The organism is Amycolatopsis sp. NBC_01488 (genome assembly GCF_036227105.1).
Lineage (GTDB): Bacteria > Actinomycetota > Actinomycetes > Mycobacteriales > Pseudonocardiaceae > Amycolatopsis.
Window position 1 is genome coordinate 2,775,289 of sequence record NZ_CP109434.1, and the last position, 22,185, is coordinate 2,797,473.

A 22,185-nucleotide genomic window follows, 5' to 3' on the forward strand; every position below is an offset into this window, starting at 1 on the left:
CCGACGAACCGCCACCTTCACGAAAGCCCCCAGGACGAAAGCAGTCCGAAGAGCCGTTCGCGTTCGGCTCCCGTCAGCAGCCGGCTCGGCGGCCGGACGTCCGGACGGCACAGGCCGAGCTGCCCCAGCGCGTCCTTGACGACGCTGACGTTGTTGGCGTTCCCGTTCGCGGCGCGCAGCTCCTCGAACGGCCGGATCCGCTCCCAGACCGTCATCGCGGCCGGATAGTCCCCTGTGGACAGTGCGTGGAACATCTCCAGTGAGATCGCCGGGTCGACGTTCACCAGGCCCGACGTGAAGCCCGTGGCGCCGACGGCGAAGTACCCGGGCGCCGAGAGCTCGGCCAGGCCGGCGATCCACACGAACCGTTCGAAGCCCGCGTCGCGCGCGACCGACCCGAACCGCACCGGGTCCGGCACGGCGTACTTCACGCCGATGACGTTCGGCGCCGCCTCGCCGAGGGCGTGCAGCTGCTCGCCGCCGATCGCCGGGTTGCGGACGTAGAGGACGACGCCCAGTTCGGGTACCGAGGCGGCGATCGCGGCGTGGTAGTCGACCCAGCCTTCGCCGGAGACGTACGGGTGCACCGGCTGGTGGATCATGATCATGTCGGCCCCGGCGTCGCGCGCGTGCGCGGCGGCCCGCGTGGCCGACGCGACGTCGTGGCCGATCCCGGCGAGCACGCTCGCCCGGCCGGCCACGGCCTCGACGGTGACCTCCAGGCACTGCCGCGCTTCGGCGGCGTCCAGCGCGTAGAACTCGCCGGTGTTCCCGTTCGGCGTCACGACTTCGATGCCACCGGTGATCAGGCGGTCGACGAGTTTCGCGTACGTCTGGCCGTCGACGGCGCCTTCGGCGTCGAACGGCGTGACCGGGATGGCCACCACCCCGGAAAGCCGCCGCCTCTGCTGCTCGAACGTCATCGGGCCCCCTTCGGATCGCCGGTCTCTGTGGTGCTTTCGCCGGGAAGCCCGAAGGCGATCCGGTCGATGAAATCGGTGATGTGCCTGCGAAGCAGGTGCTCGGCCTGCCGGGCGTTCCCGCTCTCGGCGGCCGTCAGGATCGCCCGGTGCTCGCCCGCTTCGCCCTGCCACGTCGGGCTGATGCCCCAGCCGGTGACGGTGATCAGCGCGGCCTGGTCGCGCAGCCCGTCGAGGATTTCGACCAGCAGCGGGTTCCCGCAGCCGGAGTAGAGCGCGCGGTGGAACAGCCGGTTGGTCAAGCTGGCCTTCGCGCGGTCGGCGGCCGCCCTGCCGGTGCCGACCTCGGCCAGGACCTGGCGCGCCGGCTCGAAATCCGCCCCGCGCTCGACAGCGCGTCGGACGGCTTCGGGCTCGAGAAGCGCGCGCAGGTCGTACACCGCGTACGCGCTCTCCGCGTCCATGACCCGGACCGCGGCCCCCTTGTACGTGCTCATCGTGACCAAACCGGAACCGGCCAGGATCCGCAGCGCTTCGCGCACCGGCGTCTTCGACACCCCGAGCAGGGCGCCCACCTCGGTCTCGACGAGCGTTTCGCCCGGCCCGAACTCCCCGCTCAAGATCGCGTCCTTGATCGCGTCGCGCACGAAATCCGTGCGCGAGACGGGCGGCGGCGGCCTCCGGGCCGAAGAAGTGCTCGCCACTGGCATGTCCGATCTGATATACGATGCGACATACAACATTATCATGGACCCAGGGAGCAGCCATGCAGCGTCGCACCGGCTTCCGATTCCGACGAGTGCTCCTGGCGACCGGCCTCGCCGCCGGGCTGGCGGCCTGTGGCGCGCCCGGCGGTGACGGCGGCCAGGCGGCGGCCCCGTCGGCCGTGCCGGACAAGCCGAGCAAGCCCGTCACCCTGAACATCCTCGACATCGCCGGCAACCTCCAGCTCACCAAGCAGATGATCGAGAACTTCAAGGCCGCGCACCCCGAAGTGCTCTCGAAGGTCACGTACTCGACCGCGCCCGCGCCGAGCATGGCGGGCAAGCTGAAGGCCGAGCAGGACGGCGGCGTCGCCCAGACGCACCTGGTCCTCAGCGGCACCGACGGCCTGTCCGCCGGCATCGCGAACGGCACGCTCGCGAAGGTCCTCCCGGACTTTTCGAGCCGGTTCCCGAACCTGATGCAGAACTACCTCGAGCCCGCGGCCAAGATGCAGGAGCTCGCCAACGGCTACGGCGTCGAGGTCGTCTACTACCCGTCCGGTCCGTTGCTGGAGTTCAACCCGGGAGCGGTCCCGGCGGCGCCGGCGTCCCCGCAGGAACTGCTCGACTGGGCGAAGGCGCACCCGGAGAAGTTCCAGTACGCGCAACCGTCGAACTCGGGTCCGGGCCGGACGTTCCTGATGGGCCTGCCGTACCTGCTCGGCGACAAGGACCCGAAGGACCCGGACAAGGGCTGGGACAAGACCTGGGCATACCTGCAGGAGCTGGGCAAGTACGTGAAGTACTACCCGTCCGGCACCACCGAGACGATGAAGAACCTCGCGTCCGGCTCGGTGGACATGATCATGTCGACGACCGGCTGGGACATCAACCCGCGCAAGCTCGGCACGGTGCCCAACACGGTCAAGACCGCGATCATGCAGCCGATGCACTGGGTCACCGACGCCCAGTACGCCCTGATCCCGAAGGGCCTCTCGCCCGACCAGGAGTCGGCGATCCTGCAGCTGATCGCGTGGATGCTGAAGCCGGACCAGCAGGCGATCGCCTACGACGACGGCTACTTCTACCCCGGCCCGGCGGTCAAGGACGTCACGCTGCAGATGGCGCCGCAGAAGAGCCAGGACACGATCAAGCAGTTCGGGCGCCCGGAGTACGAGCAGTGGATCGCGCAGTACCCCAAGGAGACCTCGCTGCCGGCCGAGCAGCAGGTGAAGGCGTTCGACAAGTGGAACCAGCTGGTCGGCGGCTCGAAGGTCGGCAAGAAGTGACGTTCGAGCAGCTCCGGCTGGACGGGGTGTCCCGGAGCTTCGGCACCGCGAACGCCCTCAGCGGCCTCGACCTCGCCATCGTGCGCGGCGAGTTCGTGGCCCTGCTCGGCCCGTCCGGCTGCGGCAAGTCGACCGCGCTGAACTGCCTGGCCGGCCTGCTGCCCCTGACGGGCGGCAGCATCTGGCTCGACGACGCCCGCATCGACGGCCAGCCCCCGGAGCGGCGCGGGTTCGGGATGGTCTTCCAGAACTACGCGCTGTTCCCGCACATGACGGTCCGTGCCAACGTCGGCTTCGGCCTCAAGATGCGCAAGGTCGGCCGCGCCGACGCCCGGCGGCGGGTCGACGAGGCCCTGCGCCTGGTCCAGCTCACCGATCACGCGGCGAAGTTCCCCGCGCAGCTCTCCGGTGGGCAGCAGCAGCGCGTCGCCATCGCACGGGCCGTCGTGCTGGAGCCGCCGGTCGTCCTGATGGACGAGCCGCTGTCCAACCTGGACGCCAAGCTCCGGCTCGAGATGCGGATGGAGATCCGCCGCCTCCACCAGACGCTCGGCTTGACCACGGTGTACGTCACGCACGACCAGGAGGAGGCCCTGTCCCTGGCCGACCGCCTGGTGGTCCTGCGCGACGGCACGGTCCAGCAGGTCGGCACGCCCGAGGAGGTCTACGCCCAGCCGGTGAACAGCTACGTCGCGTCGTTCATGGGCTACCGCAACCTCCTGGACGTGACGGTCACCGGCACCACGGGCTCGTCGGTCACCGTGGCGGGCGCCGGCGTCCGGCTGACGGGCCGTGGGTCAGTCACCGAAGGCCCGGCCAAGGTGGCGATCCGCCCGGAGGACTTCGAGGTCGGCGACGGCGCGGCCAACGCCCTCGACGTGACGGTCGAGATCGTCGAGTACCACGGCCGCGAGCTGTCGGTCTCGGCCCGCCTCGAGAGCGGGACGCCGGTGTACTTCCGGACGGACAAGCGCCTGGCCCCGGGAGACACAGCCAAGATCGGTGTCCCGGCCGAGCGGGTCCTGGTGTTCGCGCCATGACCGCCGTCGCGAGCGCCCGGCCCGCACTGCGTCACCGCTTGGCGGAGCGCGGCATCGACCGCACCCTGTTCCTCCTGGTACCTGGTCTGCTGGTCATCCTCTGCCTGTTCCTGTACCCCTTCCTCTACGGTCTCCAGCTGTCCTTCGCCCCGCGCCAGGGCGGGGTCTTCGCCAACTACGCGCGGTTCTTCGGCGACCCGTACCTGCGCGACACCGTCTGGACGACGCTCGGTATCGCGCTGCCCGCGACGTTCGTCAACGTGCTCGCCAGCATCCCGATCGCCTACGTGATGCGCGGCCGCGTCCGCGGCAAGCGCCTCCTGACGACGATCCTCGTCGTGCCGATCACGCTCGGCACGGTGCTCACCGCCCAGGGCCTGATCATGTACGGCGGCCCGGCCGGCTGGCTGAACAAGGTGCTCACCGTCCTCGGCATCACCGACGACCCCCTCCCGCTGATCCACAACTACACCGGCGTGCTGCTCTCCCTGGTGATCACCGGTTTCCCGTTCTCCTTCCTGCTGACGCTGTCCTATCTCTCGGGCATCGACCCCTCCTTGGAGAAAGCGGCCGCGACGCTCGGCGCGAACTGGGTCCAGCGCTTCCGGCGGATCACGCTGCCCCTGCTCGCTCCCGGCCTGGCGATCACCTTCTGCCTTTCGTTCGTGATGGCGTTCTCGGTCTTCCCCTCGGCGCAGCTCGTCGGCGACCCCGCGAACGAGACCCGCGTCATCTCGATCGCGGCCTACCACGCCGCGTTCGAGGAGTACGACTACTCGATGGGCTCGGCCGTCGCGATGCTCATGGCGGTGGTCATGCTGATCGTGATCGGCCTGGTCATGACGTGGCGCGCCACGCTGTACCGCGGAGCCACCGGAGGCAAGGGATGACCGGTTGGGTCGCGCGTCCCGGACGTTGGGTCGTCTGGGCCGTCGTCGCGTTCTTCTTCGTCAACCTGGCCGGCGTGGTGCTCTCGGTGGTCGTCGACTCGTTCGGCGTCCAATGGTTCGGTACCTGGCTCCCGGACGGCTTCACCACCCACTGGTACGCCGACGCCTGGCGCGAGTTCGACCTCTCCGACGTCCTCCTCACCACGGCGATCGTCGCGCTCGTGGTGATCGCCGTGTCGGTGGCGGTCGGCGTCCCGGCCGCCTACGCGCTGGCCCGCCGCTCGTTCCCCGGCAAGCGCCTGGTGATGCTGCTGTTCGTGCTGCCGATCCTGATCCCTCCCATCACCTACGGCATTCCGCTCGCCACCGTGCTCTACAAGTTCCACCTGGCCGGCACGATCACCGGCGTCATCCTGGCGAACCTCGTGCCGTCGGTGCCGTTCGTGGTGCTGACGATGACGCCGTTCATCGAGCAGATCGACCCGAAGATCGAAGCCGCCGCGCGCATGTCCGGTGCGCGCACGGTCTCGGTGTTCACCCGGATCCTGGGCCCGCTGCTGCTGCCGGGCATCCTGGCCGCCTCGATCCTCGTGCTCGTCCGGACGGTCGGCATGTTCGAGCTGACGTTCCTCACCGCCGGCCCGGACTCGACGACCCTCGTCGTGGCGCTCTACAACTCCGTGTTCGCCGCGGGCATCCGGGCCAACCAGTCGGTCGACGCCATGGCGACCATCTACACCGCCTCCATGCTCGTGCTCCTCATCGTCGCGTTGCGGTTCGTGAACCCGACCCAGCTGGTGACCCGGATCCGGGAGGAGACCTAGTCCGTTCGTTCATGTGTTCGACTTTACCGCGGAAAGTCGAACAAGTGATCGACACGATCGGGCGAACCTGGTTCCTTGCGCCTCCCCCGAGGGGAGGTGTCACGCTGGCGGCATGCGGTATTCGATCGGCGAGCTGGCCCGCCGCACCGGGCTGACGATCAAGGCCGTCCGGTTCTACTCCGACCGCGGTCTCGTGCCGCCGTCCGGGCGCAACGCCGCAGGTCATCGCCGTTACGACGACGCCGCGCTCGCCCGCCTCGACCTCATCCGCACCCTCCGCGAGCTGGGCGTCGACCTCGCCACGATCCGGCGGGTCGTCGACGGCGAAGCGACCGTCGCCGACGTCGCGGCGAGGCACGCCGAGGCCCTGGAAGTGCAGATCCGCGTGCTGCGCGTGCGTCACGCGGTGCTGGCGGCCGTGGCGAAACGCGGCTCGACCCCGGAGGAGACGACCCTGATGCACGAGCTGGCCCGACTGTCCGAAGTGGAACGACGTCGCCTGGTCGACGCCTTCCTCGCCGAGGCCCTGGGAGGCCGCGCCGACCTCGACGGCATCGCCCGCACGCTGACCCCGGAACTGCCGGAGGACCCACGCCCCGAGCAGCTCGAAGCGTGGATCGGGCTGGCCGAACTGCTGCGGGACAAGGAGTTCCGCGCGATCCTGCGCCGGCTCACGGAACAGCACGAAGGTGGCCTGCGCCGCGACTTGGCCGCCGAGGTCCGCGACGCCGTCACGCCGGCCCTGGAAGCCGGAGTCGCGCCGAGGTCGCCGGAGGCCACGGCGATCGTCGGCGGGCTCGGCCGTGACCCCCGTCAGGTGCGGGAATGGCTCCGCCTCGTCAACGATCCCCGGCGCGAGCGCTACCTGCGGCTGCTCGCGGTGGTCAACGGCTGGGCCGCGCCGGACAGCCTGGCTCCGGCGTTCGACTGGCTGACCGCGGCTACGGCCTGACCTCGGCCCTGATCCACGCCAGCGCGTCAGCCGCCGGCCGCGCGTCGACCCGGCGTCCGTCGCGCAGCCGCAGGGAAAGCTGCCCGGCGGCGACCTCCTGTGGCCCGAGCACGGCCTGGAACGGCACCAGCCGGCCGTCCCGGATCCGCGCGCCGAGGCTGCCTTCGGACGCGATCTCGACCCGCAGGTCGTCACACCGGTCCAGGATTTCCTGTGCGTAAGGGATTTCGGCGGAGGACAGCGGGAGCAGCCGCAGTTGCACCGGCGCCAGCCAGGCCGGGAACGCGCCGCCGTGCACCTCGACCAGCTGAGCGACCGCGCGTTCGACGCTGCCGATGATGCTGCGGTGCACCATGACCGGCCGGTGTTTCGCCGCGTCCGCGCCGACGTACTCGAGGCCGAACCGCTCGGGCATGGGGAAGTCGATCTGCACGGTGGACAGGGTCGATTCGCGGCCCGCGCCGTCGACGATCTGGACGTCGATCTTCGGCCCGTAGAAGGCCGCTTCGCCCTCGACCGCGTCGTACGGGAGCCCGTCGAGGACCGAACGCAGGATTCCCACCGCGTGGTCCCAGTTCCCGGGAACGTACTTCCCGCCGTCGCCGGGCAGGGAAAGCCGGTAGCGGGCCGGGCTGATGCCGAGTGCGCCGTAGGCCTGCCGGATCAGGGCCAGCGCGGCGGCGGCCTCGGCTTCGACCTGGTCGGGGGCGCAGAAGATGTGCGCGTCGTTGAGCTGGATCGCGCGCACGCGGCTCAACCCGCCGAGCACGCCGGAAAGCTCACTGCGGTACATCCCGCCGATTTCGGCGATGCGCAGCGGCAGTTCGCGGTAGCTGCGGCCGCGCGAACGGTAGATCAGCGCGTGGTGCGGGCAGAGGCTCGGCCGCAGCACGAGCTGCTCGCCGCCGACGTCCATCGGCGGGTACATGTCGTCGCGGTAGTGCGACCAGTGGCCGGAGATCTCGTACAGCTCGCGTTTGCCGAGGACGGGGGAATTGACGTGCCGGTATCCCGCGCGGCGTTCGAGACCGCGGACGTACTCCTCCAGGCTGTGGCGGACGATCGCGCCGTCGGGCAGCCAGTAGGGCAGCCCGGCGCCGATGAGCGGGTCGGTGTCGAACAGGCCGAGCTCACGGCCGAGCTTGCGGTGGTCGTGCATTGTGGACTCCTCGTGGACGGCGAGGCGGGTGACCACAAGACGAAGCCCGGGGCGACCGCCCCGGGCTTCGGTGAGCATGCTTCAGCGCGCCGGGACACTTTCCGGCGTCGTCGTGTTCGCTGCGCGCTGCATGGTTTCCACGGTACCCACGCCCGCCAGCCGTTTTCACGAAGCCAGGAACAGCTCGAGCTGCTCGACGACGAACGCGTGGTCGTCGGCCTGCGGCAGTCCCGAAACGCCCACCGTCCCCACCGGGCCCACGCCGCGCACCAAGACCGGGAACACGCCGCCGTGAGCCGCGTACTCGTCCGGGTTCAGGCGGGAGTCCTGCTCGAACGAGCCGCCCTTCGCGCGGAACTGGGTGCCCACGTAGAACGAGCTGTGGCCGTAGCGGTCCACCACGCGGCTCTTGCGGTCGATCCACGCGTCGTTGTCCGCGGACGTCCCGGGCAGCGCCGCGTGGAAGAGGCGCTGGCCGTTGCGCCGGACCGAGATCGTCACCGGCAGCCCGCGCTCCCTCGCGGCGGCCAGCAGCTGGGCGCCGAGAGCCAGGGCCGTCTCGTTGTCGAACCGGGCGAACTGGAGGCGTTCCTCCTGGTCAGCGAGCTGGGCGAGGCGGTCGGCTTCGGTCATGGGACTATTAAATCAACACTGTTGTTTAATTGCCAGTGAACTCCGTCAGGGACAGCACGTTCCCGTCCGGATCGGTGAACCAGGCGATGCGGCCGCCGGGCGTGGTCCAGATCTTGTCGGTGTCCTGTGGCAGCGTGTCGAACGTGAGGAACTCCACGCCCCGGTCGCGCAGCCCGGCCACCGCCGCCCGGATGTCGTCGACCGCCCAGCCGAGCACGGTGAACGGCTGCGGCGTGAACTCCGCGACGGCGGTGACGCGGAGCATGGTCGCGCCACTGCGGAACACGCACGCGAAGGGGGTCTGCTCGATGAACTCGAGCCCGGCGACATCCGTGTAGAAAGCGCGCGAGCGCTCCAAGTCGGTCGACGGTGCGAAGGCGACCAGTTCCGCTGAGTTGAGCATGGGCCTCACCTCTCTCGGCGGCGAAGGTACTCCTTGTCCAGGCCGCTGACGTGGAGAAAGCTCACGCCCGAGGAGGTGGGCATGGGCCGGATCCGGCGGCGCACGGTGCTCGGCGGGGCGGCCGCGGCCACCGTCGCCGGCTCGCTGTCGGCCTCGTGCGCCGTGCCCGCGCGGAAGGGGACGATCGACGACGTCCGCCACGTCGTGGTGCTGATGCAGGAGAACCGGTCGTTCGACCACTACTTCGGCACCATGGCCGGCGTGCGCGGCTTCGGCGACCGCGCCGCCCTGCGCGACGTCTTCCGCCAGCGCGGCAAGGGCGCGCCAGTGCTGCCGTTCCGCGTGGACACGTCTGTTGTGGACGGCCAGGACCTCAGCGAGCTGCCACACGACTGGAACAGCACGCACCGCGCGTGGAACGGCGGCGCGTACGACGCCTGGGTGGCGGCGAAGGGCCCCATGACGATGGGGTACTTCACGCACGACGACATCCCGTTCCAGCGCGCGCTGGCGAGCGCCTTCACGCTGTGCGACCACTACTTCTGCTCGATTCAGGGCCCGACGCAGCCGAACCGGCTGTTCCACTGGACCGGCACGATCGACCCGGACGGCGTGGCGGGCGGCCCGGTCACCCACAACTTCCCGGACTACGAGCCGTCGTTCCACTGGACGACCTACCCGGAGCGGCTCGAGTCCGCCGGGATCACGTGGCGGATCTACGCGAACGACGAGGAACGCGGCGTCCCCGAGCACTTCGTCGGCGACTACGGCGACAACCCGCTGTGGCTGTTCCGGAACTTCCACGACGCGCTGTACTCGATGGACCCGGCGAAGCGGCGGCTGGCCGAGCGCGCGAACCTGCGCACGAAGCTGCTGCCCGACTCCGGCCAGGGCAAGGACCTCGACCACGTGCTGGCCGCGTTCCTCGCCGACTGCGCGGCCGGGACGCTGCCCGCGGTGTCGTGGGTCGTGGCCCCGTACGGCTACTGCGAGCACCCCGCCGCCCGGCCGGTCGACGGCGGCGCGTACGTCCAGCGGATGCTGAAAGCGTTGTGGGACAAGCCGGAACTGTGGGAATCGACCGTCGTCTTCATCAATTACGACGAAAACGACGGCTTCTTCGACCACGTCGTCCCGCCGACACCGCCACCCGGAACGCCGGGCGAGTACCTGCCGGGAAACCGGCCGGAGAAGGGTGCGGCGTCCGGACCGCCGCTGCCGATCGGGCTGGGGCCGCGGGTGCCGATGACCGTCGTCTCGCCCTGGAGCCGCGGCGGCTGGGTGAACTCGCAGGTCTTCGACCACACGTCGGTGCTGCGCTTCCTCGAGACGTGGACCGGGGTGCGCGAGCCGAACATCTCGGCCTGGCGTCGCGCCATCTGCGGCGACCTGACCAGCTGTTTCGACTTCCGCGCGCACGACACGACCATCCCGCTGCTGCCGGACGCGAACGCGTTGCGCGCCGACGCCGACCGGACGCAGCCCCGGCTGCCGAAGCCCGGTCTGGGCCCGGGGGCGCTGGTGCAGGACCCCGGCACGGCGAAGGCGCGCCCGCTGCCGTACCAGCCGGTCGCCTGGGCCGTGGCCGAGCCGGGCGCGCTGAAGCTGCACCTGGCCAACCACGGCACGCAGACGCTGCAGCTGGCCGCGTACGCCTACCACGCGGGCGGGGCGTCACAGCGCTTCGACGTCGGCCCGAACACCGAGCTGGCGGGCCAAGTCCCGTACGCCGAGTCCTACGACATCGCGATCCACGGCCCGAACGGCTTCGTCGTCGAGGCCTCCGGCAAAGCGGGCCTCGACGCTTCCGTCACGTTCACCCCGGAGCCCGCGTTGCGCGTCACGGTGACCAACAGCGGGCCCGCGCCGGTCGCGCTGAACGACGTCACGATCGCGCCGGAAACCTCGCACGACTTCCCGGTGCCGACGAAGAACGGCTGGTACGACGTCACGTTCGAGGCACCGGGCTGGCGGCGCCGCTTCGCCGGGCACCTCGAGGACGGCCGCCCCTCGCGGACCGGCCCCTAACGCAGGGCGTCCAGCGCGAACGCGGCGAGCATCGCGACGCCGCTCGGCATCGCGTCCTCGTCGAAGAGCACGCGGTTGGAGTGGTTCGCCGCCGCTTCGGCCGGGTCGACGCCGGGCGGGCACGCGCCCAGGAACGCGTACGCGCCCTGAACCCGTTGGAGGACATAGGAAAAGTCCTCGGCACCCATCAGTGGATCCGCCATCAGCTCGACGTTCTGCCTGCCGAGCACGGCCTCCCCGAGCCCCAGGACCTCGGCGGCGACGCGGTCGTCGTTGACGGTCACCGGGTAGCCCGGCTCGACGTCGGCGACGACGCGGCAGCCGTACGCCGCGCCGACCTGCTCGCACACCTTGTACAGCTCGTCGCGGACCAGCGCGCGCGTCGGCTCGGACAGCGTGCGGATCGTGCCCTGCAGCTCGGCGGTCTCCGGGATGATGTTCGTCGTCGTGCCGGCCTGGATCCGCGTCACGGAGAGCACCGCCGGGTCGAACACGCTGACCCGGCGGCTGATCATCGTGTGCAGCGCGCCGACCATCGCCGCGGCCGCCGGCACCGGGTCGATCGTGTGCTGCGGCGCGGAGCCGTGGCCGCCCTTGCCGGTGACGTGCACCGTGAACGAGTCCGCCGACGCCATCTGCGGGCCCGGCCGGACCGACAGCAGCCCGCTGCGGAGGTTGGCGAGGATGTGGACGCCGAACGCGCGCTCGACCCGCGTCCCGGCGGCGTCGAGCACACCTTCGTGGATCATGAACCGGGCGCCGTGGTGCCCCTCCTCGCCCGGCTGGAACATGAACACGACCGACCCCGCCAGCTGATCTTTGCGCTCGGCGAGCAGCCGGGCCGCCGAGGCCAGCATCGCGACGTGCGTGTCGTGCCCGCACGCGTGCATCGACTCCGCGTCCTCGGAGGCGAAGTCCAGCCCCGTCTCCTCGGTCAGCGGCAGCGCGTCCATGTCGCCACGCAGCAGCACCGCCGGGCCGGGGCGCGCGCCGCGCAGGACGGCCGTCAGCGACGTCGTGGCCTTGCCTTCGGTGATCTCCAGCGGCAGGCCGTCGAGGGCTTCCCGGAGCGCCGCCTGGGTGCGCGGCAGGTGGAGCCCCTGCTCCGGGTGGCGGTGCACGACGCGCCGGAGCGCGACCGTGCGGTCTTGCAGCGCCCGCGCGTCGTCGAGGAGGCCGGCGAACGGCGTGCCGGGCAGCGTGGGCAGGTCAGTGGGGCCGGTCATGGTCCCGATAGTGCCCCATGCGGCGCTTCGGGCGCACCGTGCGTGCGTTCGGTCGAGCGGCGGAATACGGTGTGCGCATGGCGGTGGATGAGCCGGTCACGGGCTTCGCGGTAGCCGTGGTCCGGGAAGACGGTCGGTGGCGGTGCAGCGCGCTCGACCCGGGGGCGTTGACCGAGCTCGACGCGGCGATCACAGAACTGGGCAAACTACGGTCCACCGGCGCGTCCTTCGGGCTGCTGGCGGTCGACGACGAGTTCTTCGTCATCGTCCGGCCGAGTCCACGGGGGCCGTCGCTGCTGCTCTCGGACGCGGCGGCGGCGCTGGACTACGACATCGCGGCGGACGTCCTCGACGTCCTGCGCGTCGATCCGCCGGACGAAGAGGACGACTCCGTCTGGCCCGAGGGCGACCTGGAGATCCTCGCCGACCTCGGGCTGCCCGGGCCGGAACTGGAGGTCATCGTCGGCGAGGTCGACCTGTACCCGGACGAGCAGCTGCAGATGGTCGCGCAGCGCTGCGGGTTCGGCACCGAGTTCGCCAAGCTCCTGGACGAGCTCTGAGACGGCCGTCCGACACCGAGGCCGTGGAGGCCGCGCTCGAAGCCGCGCGCGCTCCCGGCTCGGACGTGCCGATCGGGGCGGTCGTGTTCGGCCCCGACGGCCTCCCCCTGGCGGCGGCCCGCAACGCCCGCGTCGAGCTGGGCGACCCGACGGCGCACGCGGAGATCCTCGCGCTCCGCGCGGCGGCGGGCGTGGTGGGCGACGGCTGGCGCCTGGAGGGCTGCACGCTGGCGGTGACGCTGGAGCCGTGCACGATGTGCGCGGGCGCGCTGGTGCTGGCGCGCGTTTCCAGGCTCGTGTTCGGGGCGTGGGAGCCGAAGACGGGCGCGGTCGGGTCGCTGTGGGACGTCGTACGCGACCGCCGTCTCAACCACCGCCCGGAGGTCCACGGCGGCGTGCTGGCCGCGGAGTGCGCGTCGGTGCTGGAGACGTACTTCGCGATGCGTCGCTGTCTCCCGTAGCGGGTACCTCTTGGGCAAGGAGGTACGTGATGACGATGAAGGACAAGGTCCGCCAGACCATGGGCGGCGCGCGCGAAAAGCTGGGCGCGGCGACGGGCAACCGCCGTCTCGAAGCCTCCGGACGCATGCAGCGCCGCCGCGCACAGGTGGCCGAGGTGGCCCACGACCTGCGCTCGAAGGCCCGAGGCCTGATGCGAGACGCGCAGGTCAGGCGTCGGCCGGACCGCCCCGCCGACCCCTGGTGAGGGCCGCGCGGCCGCTCGGGTATTGTTCTCGGCGGTGGCGTGTCCGAGCGGCCGAAGGAGCACGACTCGAAATCGTGTGACGGCTAATCCCCGTCCGTGGGTTCAAATCCCACCGCCACCGCTCTCAGCAGCGAAAACGCCGGACCTCCCGCGAAGGGAGGTCCGGCGTTTTCGCTGAGGGTCTCAGTTCGGGTCTCAGTTGACCTCTGATCAGGCGGGTACCAGGGCTCCTTCTGGGCCGTCTTCGTCCTCGTCTTCGTCGTCCGGAGCGGCCCACATGTGGGCACCTACCTGCTCCGCCACCGACGTCACCAGCTCGGTGTTGACGTGCATGTACCGCTTCGCCACGGCCGCGTTGGACCAGCCCATCAGCTCCATCACCGCGGGCAGCGGGACCTTGAGCTCCAGCAGCACCGTGGCGGCGGTGTGCCGCGCGTCGTGGAGCCGCGCGTTGCGCACGCCTGCCAGGCGCAGCAACGCTTTCCACGCCCGGTTGTCCGGCGTCGGGTGCGTCGGCCGGCCGATCGGCGTGGCAAACACCCAGTCACCCTCCTCCCACAAGTTGGCCGCCGCTTCGCGCTCGTCCTCCTGCTGGCCGCGGTGCGCCTCCAGGGCCTCGATCACGGGCCGGGGAAGGCCGATGACGCGGCGCCCGGCCCGCGACTTCACCTCACCGACGACCAGGCCGCCGCCGAACCGCTCGGGGCAGTAGGCGCCGTGCTCGTGCCCGCACGGCTTGTCCGGCGTGCACCCGTGCTGCCAGTTCAGTTGCTGGATCGAGCGGCGGACGGTGATCGTGCCGGCACCGCGTCGCGCCGGGCACTCGGCCGCGGTGAGCTTGCGGCGGCAGGCTTCGCCGCGCGCGCACCCGTGCTTCCACGTGATCGTGACGTCGGACCACTTCAGTCCGAGCGCTTCACCTCGCCGGAGCCCGAGCGAAAGCGCCACGATGAACCGCGCGCCGTTCCGGATCTCCCCGGCCGCGGTGATCAGCCGCCGCGCCTCCTCGCGCGAGAACGGCACGATCTCTTCCTCCACCACGCGCGGCGCTTTCGCGATGCGCGCGGGATTCTCCGCGATGTGCCGCCGCCGTACCGCTTCGTTGAGCGCCGCGCGGACGGTCCGGTGCGCGAGGTGCACAGTGGATGGCTTGAGTCCTTTTCGGAGGATCTTCCGGTAAGCCGCCTCCAGGTGCTCAGGCTGCAATTTGTCGAGCCGGTGCGCGCCGATGGTCGGAATGAGGTGCCTGTACACCGACGCGCGGTATCCGACCATCGTCGTGAGGCGAACCGTTGGTGCCGCGATGTTCTCGACCCAGTGGGTTAGCCACTGCTCGACGGTCAGTCCTCGGCCGGCCTTGCGCACGCGGCCGGAATCGCGCTGGCGCTCAAGCTCTCGCACAGCTTCGATGACTTCCGCTTCCGTCTTTCGCTTCACGTGGCGTCGGTCTGGCTTACCGTCGTCACGGATTCCCATAGTGACGCGGCCGTGCCATTTCCCGTCCTTTCCGAGATAGATGGAACTCGCGCCGTTCGGCGCACGGGTTCCTTCGGGGCGTTGCTTGCGTGGCATTGGTTTTCCTTCCGATCATGCGGCGCGCTGGGCCGCGGTGAGCTTGGCGATGTAGTCAGCGATGGCGGTGTCGGGAACGCGCCGGAGGTGGCCAACCTGAACGGTTTCGATATGGCCAGCCTTGATGAGCTTGAACATGGTGGTTCGGCCGACGCTGAGGCGTTTGGCGGCGGCTTCGACCTTGAGCAGCTCGCGCGGTTGCATGGTCGTGTCGGGTGGGGTCGTCATGACGGTTTCTCCTTCTGCTCCGGCCGGGGCCGGAGCGTTGCGGGGGTTGTGCGGATGCGTGGGCCAGGTGGGGACGCACGCTGCGGTGTGGACCTGCTCGGTTGCTGCTGCCCCTCCTGCCAGCCGTGGCGAGGTGGCTGGGTCGCAAGCTGGCAGGAGGGGGTGTGGGGAGCCGGTAGCGCCGGGTGGCGCTACCGGGTGGCTGGACTTGTCCGCTACTGCCGCTACCGCCGCTACTTGCCTGGTCAGAGTGGTAGCGGATGGTTGGGCGGTAGCGGCTGTATCCGCTACCTAGTCCGGGGGGCCGGGTGGCGGGTGGCGGGCGGTAGCGTTCGTATCCGCTACCGCTTCGGTGTCCGCTACCGCGTTGACCTGCGGGGTAGCGGCGGTAGCGGCAGTAGCGGACGTAGGCAGGTAGCGGCCCCAGGCGTCGGCGAGCCCGCCCTCGCCGTGGACGTAGTAGCCCTTGGAGACCTTCGCCTTGCCGCCGCCGGGGTCCTTGCGCTTGAGGTTCTTGCTCGTGACCCGGTAGGGCTCCAGTTCCTTGGCCAGCCGGCGGGCGTCGAGCGTTTTGCCGTGGCCGTCGAGGTCGCCCCACGGTGCCTCGTCGAGCGAGCACAGCGCGTCGAGGATCTCGGCGGTGGTCAGGTCGGTGGCACCTCGGGCGGTGAACAGGTCCCGCAGGTCTGCCAGCAGCCGGATGCGCAGGCCGCCGCTGTTGCGGCTGGCCGCTGCGACGGTGACGAAGTGGACGCAGGCCGCCCGAGCGGTGTCCGGCCAGTCGCCCCCGGCGGCGTCGGCGATGGCGATCAGCGGACGCCAGATCTCCGCGGACCGGTCGCGGACGCCCTCGGGCATGACTGGACGGCCCTTGGCCACCTTGTCGGTGACGGTGGACACCCACGCCGCGAGCTGTTCCCGCAGCGGCGCGGCTTCGGCCTCCACTTCCTCTTCCCAGAACTCGGCGACTTCCTCGTCTTCGCGGCGCCGTTGCATGTGGACGGTGATGGCGCGGGTGGTGATGGTGTCGGGCATGTTCCCGGCGATCCCGGCGAGCGCGGCCGGGGCGTAGACGGGGAACCGCTGGACCTTCATGGCCTTGGCGTCGCCGACGCAACGGGCGATGGTGGCGGACCGCTTGTACCCGGCGTTGAGCAGGCCGCGCAGGTCCTCGTTGTTGCCACCGTTCTTCGGGTTGAAGATCGTGTCCACCTCGTCGAACAGAATGGTGATCGGTCCCTCGTTGACCATCCGGAACAGCGCGGGCGTGGTGGCGGAGATGGTCATCTCCGGCGCCCGGACCAGGAACTGAGCGACCTCCAGCACGCGCGTCTTCCCGCTGCCCGGCTCCACGCTGGACAGGATCAGGCGCGGGGTGACGTAGAAGTGGTCCGCGGCGTGGGTGTGGGCGTACCAGAGCGCGAGCATGGGCGCGCAGTGCTTCGACGGGAACACGTTGTACCGCGCGACGAACGCGGTCACCCGGTCCAGTACTTCGTGTCCGGGCAGGACGGTGGCGTGTTCGGCGCGCCAGATCGTCTGGCAGTTCTCGGTGCAGAAGTCGTCCGACGGCGACCCGGTGAGCGAGCGTCCGCACTGGCAGCACGTACCCGCGTGCTCCGGTGTGCCGATCGTGGCGTCGATCGCCGACACGGTGTCCTCCACGGTGGTCAGGGGTCCCTCCTGTGTGGTCATCAGGCCGCCTTCCGCAACGGAGCAGGTTCGGTGATGCAGGCGGCTTGGTAGCGGGTCCACAGCTCGTCGACGGTGGTGTCGTCGGTCAGCTCGCGCAGCACCTCGGCGGGCGCGTCCTCGGCGGCCTGGGCCAGCCGCCGGGCGTGGGTGGCCACGGCGGCGCGCCACGCGGCCTCCAGCACGACGGCCTTGAGGTGCGGGCCGAGCGCGGCCGGCGGGGCGTCGCGGTAGGTGTCGATCAGCCAGCCCGTGAGCCAGTGGCGGCGGTGCTCGCCCGGTGCCTGCCCGGTGGTGACGGCGTGGGCGTACAGCGCGACGGGCGCAGGCGCGTGCCCGGCGGCGACGGTTTCGATGGCCAGCTGGGCGACGTGGGCGGCCATGCCGTGGCCGAAGTCGTCGGCGCGCATCCCGGCCAGCGCCACCCGCGCGGCGGGCGCGGACAGCTGCATGAGCGCGCCGAGGAACTGCCGTCGCGGGTCGGTCAGGGCGTCGGTCGCGGTGTCGGTCGCCATGGCGGCCTCCCAAAGTCTTGATTACCGTGCGTGGTGACGTGTGGGCGTGCGGGGGCTGTGACACTTGCCGCGCCGCCCCCTGGGGGTGGGGTCTGGGGCGGGGTGAGGCTGTCACCTGCGGGAACGTCCGCAAGTGTCACAAGTGTCGTCGTGGCTGGTCAGGTGACGTTCTGTTGTGTCACGCGGGTTGTGACGGTTCGCGGCGCGCGCCGGGCCGCGCCCGCCGTGCCGTCACAACCCCGGCGGTTACTGTGTGTTGATCTCGGTGCGGCTTTCGGCGGCCTGGACGGCGGCGAGGATGTCGGCGAAGCGGTAGCCGCGGGCCTGCTTGTCCTCCCCGTCCTCGCCCGGGATGCGGACCTGGTCGGGCTTGAGCCCGAAGTCGGCGACGGCGTGCGCCAGCGCCTTGCCCGAGCCTCGCCCGAGGGCTTCGGCCAGCTCGCCGGAGGACACCGCGGCGCGGGCGTCCACGTCCCCGGCCTGCCAGGCGGCGAGGTCGTCGGCCAGGTAGTCGACGATCTCGCCGAGCACGCCGAGGCGGGCTTGGCGCTGTTCGTCCTCGAACGCGGCCCGCTGCGCCACGGCCGCGTCCTCCGGACTCGTGGAGCCGCACAGCTGCGCGGCGGCGACCCCGGCCGCCTGCAAGGTGGCGGTGTCCCACTGGGGGCGGCCGGCCTGGGCAGCGCGGCGTGCCCGCTGCTCGGCGACCTGGTTGTCGAACCACGTCACGCGGGTGGGGATCGGCTCGTCGCCTTCGGCGCAGCCTTCCAGGAAGAACGTGCCGGTGTCGTTGAGCCGCGAGCCGCGCTTGGGCCGGTAGTTGCCCGGGGTGTAGCCCTCGCTGATGGCGTTGTCGCCGAACAACAGGCGGGTCTGGAAGTCGGCCAAACCCGGCCCGGCGGCCTTCCACGCCACCTCGGCGGCCACGGAGTCGCCGAGGGAGTCCTTCTTCGCCGACTGGGACGCGAAGATGATGACCACACCGGCCTTGCGCGCCACCCGCAGCAGCGCCACTGCCAGCGCTTTCGCGTCCTTGGTCAAGCGCGGGAACTCGTCGAGCACCACCGCCAGCGCCGGGTACTCGGGCGAGGGCTGCCACTCGTCACCCATGCCCAAGCGGTCCTTGATCCGAGTACGGGCGTTGGCGATGCCCAGAGCGATACTGAGGGCCTGTTCGCAGTCCTCCGGCGACAGGGCGCGCAGGCCCATGGCGGCGGCCTGGGGAGCCTGGCCGACGCCGGAGGGGTCCAGGTCCCACAGGATCGCGTCGGTGGTGTGGGCCAGACCGTCCACAATGGCGCGGATGAGTCCGGACTTCCCGCCGCCGGAGGCGGCCAGGATGATCGCGTGGGTGGACAGGAACGACGCGGACATCAGCCGACCGTCCAGCCGCATACCCAGCTCGATCGGGTCGGCCAGCCGCCGGGAACCGTTGCCGTACACGGGAAGCGGCGGCATCTTGGCCCACGGGTCGGACTCGATGATGCGGGTGGTGAACCGCGCCCGGCGGTCTGTGTGGGGCTGGACCAGGACGCCGTTCTGCCGCACGTCCAGGTCGGTTTCGATCTGCTCCAGCTTCTTGATGACGTCGGCCGGCCGCTTGCCCGAGCCGCCGACGATCTGGCTTTCCAGCTCCCAGCCCCACATCGTGCGGCGCCCGGCGATCGGATTGGTCTCCACGCCCTGGGCCAGCAGCGAGCGGCGCAGCAGCTCCAGTGCGGCGCGGTCGTGGCGGGCGTCGGCGATCGGCAGCACCGGCAGCTGGCTGCCGTCCTCGGCGACGGTGCCGACGCGCTTGCGGTTGCGGCGCTTGAAAACCTTGCGCAGGTAGGCCCAGCCGTTCACCGTCAGCGCCGCCACGACCGCGCCGCCGACGGTCAGGTCGATGGTGGCCACGGCCTGGGAGTACTCCCACACCGGCCACCCGTTGATCGACCAGTCGATCACCGCGGGGGCCTCGGCCAGCGCACCCACGGTGTAGAAGAAGAACGCCGGGCGGGAGACCAGCGCGCGGCCGATCTTGCCCAGCTGTTCCTCGCGGTGCTCCTGAATGCGCATCTGGGTGCTGACCCGGTCCGGGATCGGGTCGTTGCGGTGGCTACCGCCCTCGCGGTGCTCCGCGGCGGTGCGCCAGTTGTGGAACTGCTCCCAGGACGCCCACACACCCACGACCGGCCCGGCCAGCACGCCGGTGGTGTAGGCGACGACGGCGCCGGTCGTGCGGGTCCGCGGGTGCGTGGCCACTGTGACGGTGGTGCGTGCCAGCGCTCCGGCACCCGAGCGGGTGCGCTGGGCGGCCGTGCGGGCGCCGCGGGCGACGGTGGCGGCGCTCTGCTGGTAGCCGCGGTAGCGCTCGACGGCCTTGGCCCGCTGGATGCGGGTGTACTCCTCGACGGTCAGGACCTCTCCTTCGATGGCGGTGTCCTCGGCCACGGTGGCGGTGTCGGGGCGGACGGGCAGGTGGTGCACCGGGGCCAGCTGGCCGTGCTCGTCGTTGCGGTCGGTGGTGGTCATGCGTGCTCCTTCAGTACGTCGCGCACGGCGCGGGCGTCGTCCATCCCGCAGTGCAAGGTCTTCTGCAGCGCCCGCGCCGAGGGCGCGGCGGGCAGGGTGCCGGTGGTGATCAGGTCCCGGGCGCGGGCCAGCAGCGCGGGCGGCGCGGCGGGCAGCGAGGGGGCCGGTACGGGCGCGTTTCCCCTGTACGTAGCGGGGGTAACGCCCGTCTCCGCCCCGCCGGGGGTGGTGTGGTGGTCGAGCTGGGCGAAGGCGTTCCAGACGATCGGCAGCGCGGTCACCACCGCCACCGCGACGATCGGCCCGAGGATGTGCAGCACCAGCCCCGACACCGTGAAGGTGCCCGCGATGCCGGGCAGGTGGGGCCAGGCGTTCATGCCCAGGGTGAGCCCGAGGAACAGTCGCTCGACCCGCACCAACCTGCGGTCGTCCAGGGGCCGGCCGCGGGTGGCCATGAACGCCCGCGCGGCGACCACGGTCAGCAGGGCCAGGGACATGAACGGCTCCACCAGCCACGCGAACACCCACCCCGGCGACCACGCGGACGCCCCTTCGGCGGCGAAGCGCTGCACCCCCGCGGTGGACCAGGCCAGCGCCAGCACCAGCGCCACCCCGCCGGTGACGGTCAGCACCAGCCGCCAGCGGGCGGCTTGCCACGCCCGCACCGCCGGGTCCTGCCCGAGGGTGTGCAGCGCGGCGGCCTGGCGGCCCTGCTTGCGGCGGCGCCGCACCCGCGGGGTGTCCAGCGCCAGCGGTGCCTCATCTGCCAGCAGCGGCGCCAGCTGGCGCGCCTCGGCCACTTCCGCGCGCATCGCTCGCACCCGGCGCGACACAGCGTCATCCGCGCCACCGATCACGTCCCCGGCCGGGGCAGGGTCGGTGGTCTCGGCGAGCCAGCCCGCGACCTGCTCGGCGAACTCGCCCGGCTCCTCGCTCGGGTCCGGTCCACCCGTCGTTGTTGCCGTGCTCATGCCTGCTCACCTCCGTCTCGCGTCTCGTCCGTCGTCTTGGCGGTGCGTGCCGCGCGGTCGACGCGCAGCTCATGGGTGGCCCAGACCAGCGCCACCAGCACGGTGATCGCGGCGAACCACACGGTCACCGTGACCGCGAGCGACCCGGTCACCGCGATGGCGACCACCTCGCCCAGGTGGCAGCCGAACCACACCGCGGCCCGCTGCGTGGCGGCCGGCCCGGCCGGGCCGGTGCTGGTCACGTCGGTGCTGGCCCGGCGGGTCAGCGGCGCGTGGGTGTCCGGCCTGGTCCCGGCCGGCGGGGTGTTGTGCTTGGGGGTGGGCATTACGCGCCTCCTGCCTGCCTGGGGTGGGCGTAGAAGTCGTTGACCGGTCGTCGGGGCGGTGCGCTGGCCTGGCGCGTCGCGGCGTCGTTGAGCAGCCCGAGAGCCGTTTCCAGCACCAGAGCCAGCAGGACCAGCGGAATCCGGATCAGGTGCAGGGCCAGGAACGCCAGCAGCGAGCCGGTGAACAGCACCAGCCGCCAGGTCCCGAAGCGGCGCACTACGTCGAACAGCGACATCACGCCACCTCCCGCCGCGTCCGCGCGGCGGCCTTGGCCACCCGGGCGGCGCACTTGAGCGACTGCCGCTCGGTCGCGCCCGGCCACACGTCGCCGTCACCGGCGCGGTGGCGGGCGGCCAGCTCGCGCAGCTGCGCGCGGCCGACGGTTTCCAGGCCGGCCAGCGCCTGGCGGGCGGCCTCGTCGACCAGCAGCCCATACCGGCCCGGGACGGGGCCGCCGTGGGCGATGGCCAACCCGATCTCGTCGGCGGCCAGCACGACCGGGCCGCGCCCGGTGTCGGCCGCCCACAGCCCCACCCGCGCCAGCGGCGCGCCGTCGGGGCCGGGCTCCGGCGGGGCCGGAGCCAGCGCCACACCCGAGACGGTGGTGAACCCCGGCCCGCTCACGCCACACGCTCCAGCGAGCGCCGTGGCGCCGGGACCTTGGTGCCCGGGGTGAACACCTGAACCGAGCAGGTCCACACCATGTCCAGCCGTTCGCTGTCCCAGGTGCCGGACTCGATCTCCGCCAGGCCCAGCCGCTCGTCGTTGATCGCGCTGCCCCCGAGCGCCCACGCGGTCTCCATCACCAGCCGCCGGACTTCGCCCGGGTCGGCCAGCCAGTCGGTGACCTCCGCGCGGGAGCACCCGTTGGTGATGTACATCAGCACCGCGGCGATGTCCTCAATGGACAGCGGCAGGGCCACGGTCATCGTGGCGGCCACCCGGGAGGGGTTGTCCTCGCGGTGCACCGGGGTGAACTTGACGTGCTTGCCGTTGACCTTGCCGACGGTGGGGGCCGTGGTGATCCGCATG

Annotated in this window: 25 protein-coding genes and 1 tRNA gene; 10 read left to right on the forward strand and 16 right to left on the reverse strand. The window is 71.3% G+C overall.

Annotated elements, in window-relative coordinates; translation table 11 throughout:
• Positions 1-17: 17 nt before the first annotated feature.
• Together OG738_RS13400 and OG738_RS13405 are read right to left on the reverse strand one after the other, a co-directional pair.
• On the reverse strand, positions 18-923 hold the full coding sequence (locus OG738_RS13400) for a dihydrodipicolinate synthase family protein (protein WP_329054033.1): 906 nt from the start codon (positions 921-923) through the stop codon (positions 18-20).
• Positions 920-1,624 carry a GntR family transcriptional regulator gene (locus OG738_RS13405; RefSeq protein WP_329056694.1) on the reverse strand — a complete coding sequence of 235 codons (705 nt, stop codon included), beginning with the start codon at positions 1,622-1,624 and terminating at the stop codon, positions 920-922. Before OG738_RS13405 ends, OG738_RS13400 begins: the two co-directional genes overlap by 4 nt.
• Positions 1,625-1,686: 62 nt before the next feature.
• Here OG738_RS13405 and OG738_RS13410 point away from each other — a divergent pair, with 62 nt between their 5' ends.
• From OG738_RS13410 to OG738_RS13430, 5 genes are all read left to right on the forward strand, one after another.
• Positions 1,687-2,913 (forward strand): extracellular solute-binding protein, encoded by a 1,227-nt coding sequence (locus OG738_RS13410; RefSeq protein ID WP_329054035.1) that lies wholly within the window; start codon positions 1,687-1,689, stop codon positions 2,911-2,913.
• Entirely contained in the window at positions 2,910-3,953 is a 1,044-nt protein-coding gene (locus tag OG738_RS13415) for an ABC transporter ATP-binding protein (protein WP_329054037.1), read from the forward strand. The genes OG738_RS13410 and OG738_RS13415 overlap by 4 nt, the downstream gene beginning before the upstream one ends.
• Positions 3,950-4,843 carry an ABC transporter permease gene (locus tag OG738_RS13420; RefSeq protein ID WP_329054038.1) on the forward strand — a complete coding sequence of 298 codons (894 nt, stop codon included), beginning with the start codon at positions 3,950-3,952 and terminating at the stop codon, positions 4,841-4,843. Before OG738_RS13415 ends, OG738_RS13420 begins: the two co-directional genes overlap by 4 nt.
• Positions 4,840-5,667, forward strand: a complete 828-nt coding sequence (locus OG738_RS13425) for an ABC transporter permease (RefSeq protein ID WP_329054039.1) — start codon at positions 4,840-4,842, stop codon at positions 5,665-5,667. The genes OG738_RS13420 and OG738_RS13425 overlap by 4 nt, the downstream gene beginning before the upstream one ends.
• Before the next feature lie 112 nt (positions 5,668-5,779).
• Positions 5,780-6,619, forward strand: a complete 840-nt coding sequence (locus OG738_RS13430) for a MerR family transcriptional regulator (RefSeq protein WP_329054040.1) — start codon at positions 5,780-5,782, stop codon at positions 6,617-6,619.
• Here the strand turns inward: OG738_RS13430 and thrS are convergent.
• The 3 genes from thrS to OG738_RS13445 form a co-directional block, all read right to left on the reverse strand.
• Entirely contained in the window at positions 6,609-7,856 is a 1,248-nt protein-coding gene (gene thrS / locus OG738_RS13435; RefSeq protein WP_329054042.1) for a threonine--tRNA ligase, read from the reverse strand. The two genes, OG738_RS13430 and thrS, sit on opposite strands and share 11 nt — an antisense overlap.
• Before the next feature lie 87 nt (positions 7,857-7,943).
• Entirely contained in the window at positions 7,944-8,411 is a 468-nt protein-coding gene (locus OG738_RS13440; RefSeq protein WP_329054043.1) for a heme-degrading domain-containing protein, read from the reverse strand.
• 25 nt (positions 8,412-8,436) lie between these two features.
• Positions 8,437-8,814, reverse strand: coding sequence for a VOC family protein (locus tag OG738_RS13445; protein WP_329054045.1), 378 nt, complete (start codon positions 8,812-8,814; stop codon positions 8,437-8,439).
• A gap of 33 nt (positions 8,815-8,847) precedes the next feature.
• Between OG738_RS13445 and OG738_RS13450 the strand changes: the two genes are divergently transcribed.
• Positions 8,848-10,842 (forward strand): phosphocholine-specific phospholipase C, encoded by a 1,995-nt coding sequence (locus OG738_RS13450; protein ID WP_329054047.1) that lies wholly within the window; start codon positions 8,848-8,850, stop codon positions 10,840-10,842.
• On the opposite strand, the gene OG738_RS13455 is transcribed toward OG738_RS13450, so the two are convergent.
• Positions 10,839-12,068 (reverse strand): M20 metallopeptidase family protein, encoded by a 1,230-nt coding sequence (locus tag OG738_RS13455; RefSeq protein ID WP_329054048.1) that lies wholly within the window; start codon positions 12,066-12,068, stop codon positions 10,839-10,841. The genes OG738_RS13450 and OG738_RS13455 overlap by 4 nt on opposite strands.
• A 77-nt stretch (positions 12,069-12,145) precedes the next feature.
• Between OG738_RS13455 and OG738_RS13460 the strand changes: the two genes are divergently transcribed.
• The 4 genes from OG738_RS13460 (at position 12,146) to OG738_RS13475 (ending at position 13,455) form a co-directional block, all read left to right on the forward strand.
• Positions 12,146-12,628, forward strand: a complete 483-nt coding sequence (locus tag OG738_RS13460; protein WP_329054049.1) for a tRNA adenosine deaminase-associated protein — start codon at positions 12,146-12,148, stop codon at positions 12,626-12,628.
• A gap of 23 nt (positions 12,629-12,651) precedes the next feature.
• Entirely contained in the window at positions 12,652-13,089 is a 438-nt protein-coding gene (locus OG738_RS13465) for a nucleoside deaminase (RefSeq protein WP_329054050.1), read from the forward strand.
• 29 nt (positions 13,090-13,118) lie between these two features.
• Entirely contained in the window at positions 13,119-13,334 is a 216-nt protein-coding gene (locus OG738_RS13470) for a CsbD family protein (protein WP_329054052.1), read from the forward strand.
• 33 nt (positions 13,335-13,367) lie between these two features.
• Positions 13,368-13,455, forward strand: a tRNA-Ser gene (locus OG738_RS13475).
• A gap of 89 nt (positions 13,456-13,544) precedes the next feature.
• On the opposite strand, the gene OG738_RS13480 is transcribed toward OG738_RS13475, so the two are convergent.
• The 10 genes from OG738_RS13480 to OG738_RS13525 all read right to left on the reverse strand — a co-directional run bounded on the left by OG738_RS13480 (position 13,545) and on the right by OG738_RS13525 (position 22,184).
• Positions 13,545-14,906, reverse strand: coding sequence for a tyrosine-type recombinase/integrase (locus OG738_RS13480; RefSeq protein ID WP_329054054.1), 1,362 nt, complete (start codon positions 14,904-14,906; stop codon positions 13,545-13,547).
• A gap of 15 nt (positions 14,907-14,921) precedes the next feature.
• A complete protein-coding gene (locus OG738_RS13485; RefSeq protein ID WP_329054056.1) occupies positions 14,922-15,134 on the reverse strand; it encodes an excisionase family DNA-binding protein in 213 nt (70 codons plus the stop codon).
• A gap of 291 nt (positions 15,135-15,425) precedes the next feature.
• Positions 15,426-16,829 (reverse strand): DUF3631 domain-containing protein, encoded by a 1,404-nt coding sequence (locus OG738_RS13490; protein WP_329054057.1) that lies wholly within the window; start codon positions 16,827-16,829, stop codon positions 15,426-15,428.
• Positions 16,829-17,341, reverse strand: a complete 513-nt coding sequence (locus OG738_RS13495; protein WP_329054059.1) for a hypothetical protein — start codon at positions 17,339-17,341, stop codon at positions 16,829-16,831. Before OG738_RS13495 ends, OG738_RS13490 begins: the two co-directional genes overlap by 1 nt.
• 246 nt (positions 17,342-17,587) lie before the next feature.
• Entirely contained in the window at positions 17,588-19,855 is a 2,268-nt protein-coding gene (locus tag OG738_RS13500) for a hypothetical protein (protein ID WP_329054061.1), read from the reverse strand.
• Positions 19,852-20,826 (reverse strand): conjugal transfer protein TraI, encoded by a 975-nt coding sequence (locus OG738_RS13505; RefSeq protein ID WP_329054062.1) that lies wholly within the window; start codon positions 20,824-20,826, stop codon positions 19,852-19,854. The genes OG738_RS13500 and OG738_RS13505 overlap by 4 nt, the downstream gene beginning before the upstream one ends.
• Positions 20,823-21,152 (reverse strand): hypothetical protein, encoded by a 330-nt coding sequence (locus OG738_RS13510; protein ID WP_329054064.1) that lies wholly within the window; start codon positions 21,150-21,152, stop codon positions 20,823-20,825. Before OG738_RS13510 ends, OG738_RS13505 begins: the two co-directional genes overlap by 4 nt.
• Positions 21,152-21,388, reverse strand: coding sequence for a hypothetical protein (locus OG738_RS13515; RefSeq protein WP_329054066.1), 237 nt, complete (start codon positions 21,386-21,388; stop codon positions 21,152-21,154). The genes OG738_RS13510 and OG738_RS13515 overlap by 1 nt, the downstream gene beginning before the upstream one ends.
• Positions 21,388-21,777, reverse strand: coding sequence for a hypothetical protein (locus OG738_RS13520; protein ID WP_329054068.1), 390 nt, complete (start codon positions 21,775-21,777; stop codon positions 21,388-21,390). The genes OG738_RS13515 and OG738_RS13520 overlap by 1 nt, the downstream gene beginning before the upstream one ends.
• Entirely contained in the window at positions 21,774-22,184 is a 411-nt protein-coding gene (locus tag OG738_RS13525) for a hypothetical protein (RefSeq protein WP_329054071.1), read from the reverse strand. Before OG738_RS13525 ends, OG738_RS13520 begins: the two co-directional genes overlap by 4 nt.
• Between the last annotated feature and the right edge of the window lies 1 nt (position 22,185).

Coding starts and splice junctions, on each gene's coding strand:
- OG738_RS13515 (WP_329054066.1), bottom strand. CDS start 21,388: ATGTCGCTGTTCGACGTAGTGCGCCGCTTCGGGACCTGGCGGCTGGTG.
- OG738_RS13425 (WP_329054039.1), top strand. CDS start 4,840: ATGACCGGTTGGGTCGCGCGTCCCGGACGTTGGGTCGTCTGGGCCGTC.
- OG738_RS13500 (WP_329054061.1), bottom strand. CDS start 19,855: ATGACCACCACCGACCGCAACGACGAGCACGGCCAGCTGGCCCCGGTG.
- OG738_RS13460 (WP_329054049.1), top strand. CDS start 12,146: ATGGCGGTGGATGAGCCGGTCACGGGCTTCGCGGTAGCCGTGGTCCGG.
- OG738_RS13495 (WP_329054059.1), bottom strand. CDS start 17,341: ATGGCGACCGACACCGCGACCGACGCCCTGACCGACCCGCGACGGCAG.
- OG738_RS13455 (WP_329054048.1), bottom strand. CDS start 12,068: ATGACCGGCCCCACTGACCTGCCCACGCTGCCCGGCACGCCGTTCGCC.
- OG738_RS13485 (WP_329054056.1), bottom strand. CDS start 15,134: ATGACGACCCCACCCGACACGACCATGCAACCGCGCGAGCTGCTCAAG.
- OG738_RS13525 (WP_329054071.1), bottom strand. CDS start 22,184: ATGCGGATCACCACGGCCCCCACCGTCGGCAAGGTCAACGGCAAGCAC.
- OG738_RS13420 (WP_329054038.1), top strand. CDS start 3,950: ATGACCGCCGTCGCGAGCGCCCGGCCCGCACTGCGTCACCGCTTGGCG.
- OG738_RS13400 (WP_329054033.1), bottom strand. CDS start 923: ATGACGTTCGAGCAGCAGAGGCGGCGGCTTTCCGGGGTGGTGGCCATC.
- OG738_RS13510 (WP_329054064.1), bottom strand. CDS start 21,152: ATGCCCACCCCCAAGCACAACACCCCGCCGGCCGGGACCAGGCCGGAC.
- OG738_RS13490 (WP_329054057.1), bottom strand. CDS start 16,829: ATGACCACACAGGAGGGACCCCTGACCACCGTGGAGGACACCGTGTCG.
- OG738_RS13430 (WP_329054040.1), top strand. CDS start 5,780: ATGCGGTATTCGATCGGCGAGCTGGCCCGCCGCACCGGGCTGACGATC.
- OG738_RS13505 (WP_329054062.1), bottom strand. CDS start 20,826: ATGAGCACGGCAACAACGACGGGTGGACCGGACCCGAGCGAGGAGCCG.
- OG738_RS13445 (WP_329054045.1), bottom strand. CDS start 8,814: ATGCTCAACTCAGCGGAACTGGTCGCCTTCGCACCGTCGACCGACTTG.
- OG738_RS13440 (WP_329054043.1), bottom strand. CDS start 8,411: ATGACCGAAGCCGACCGCCTCGCCCAGCTCGCTGACCAGGAGGAACGC.
- OG738_RS13410 (WP_329054035.1), top strand. CDS start 1,687: ATGCAGCGTCGCACCGGCTTCCGATTCCGACGAGTGCTCCTGGCGACC.
- OG738_RS13470 (WP_329054052.1), top strand. CDS start 13,119: ATGACGATGAAGGACAAGGTCCGCCAGACCATGGGCGGCGCGCGCGAA.
- thrS (WP_329054042.1), bottom strand. CDS start 7,856: ATGCTCACCGAAGCCCGGGGCGGTCGCCCCGGGCTTCGTCTTGTGGTC.
- OG738_RS13480 (WP_329054054.1), bottom strand. CDS start 14,906: ATGCCACGCAAGCAACGCCCCGAAGGAACCCGTGCGCCGAACGGCGCG.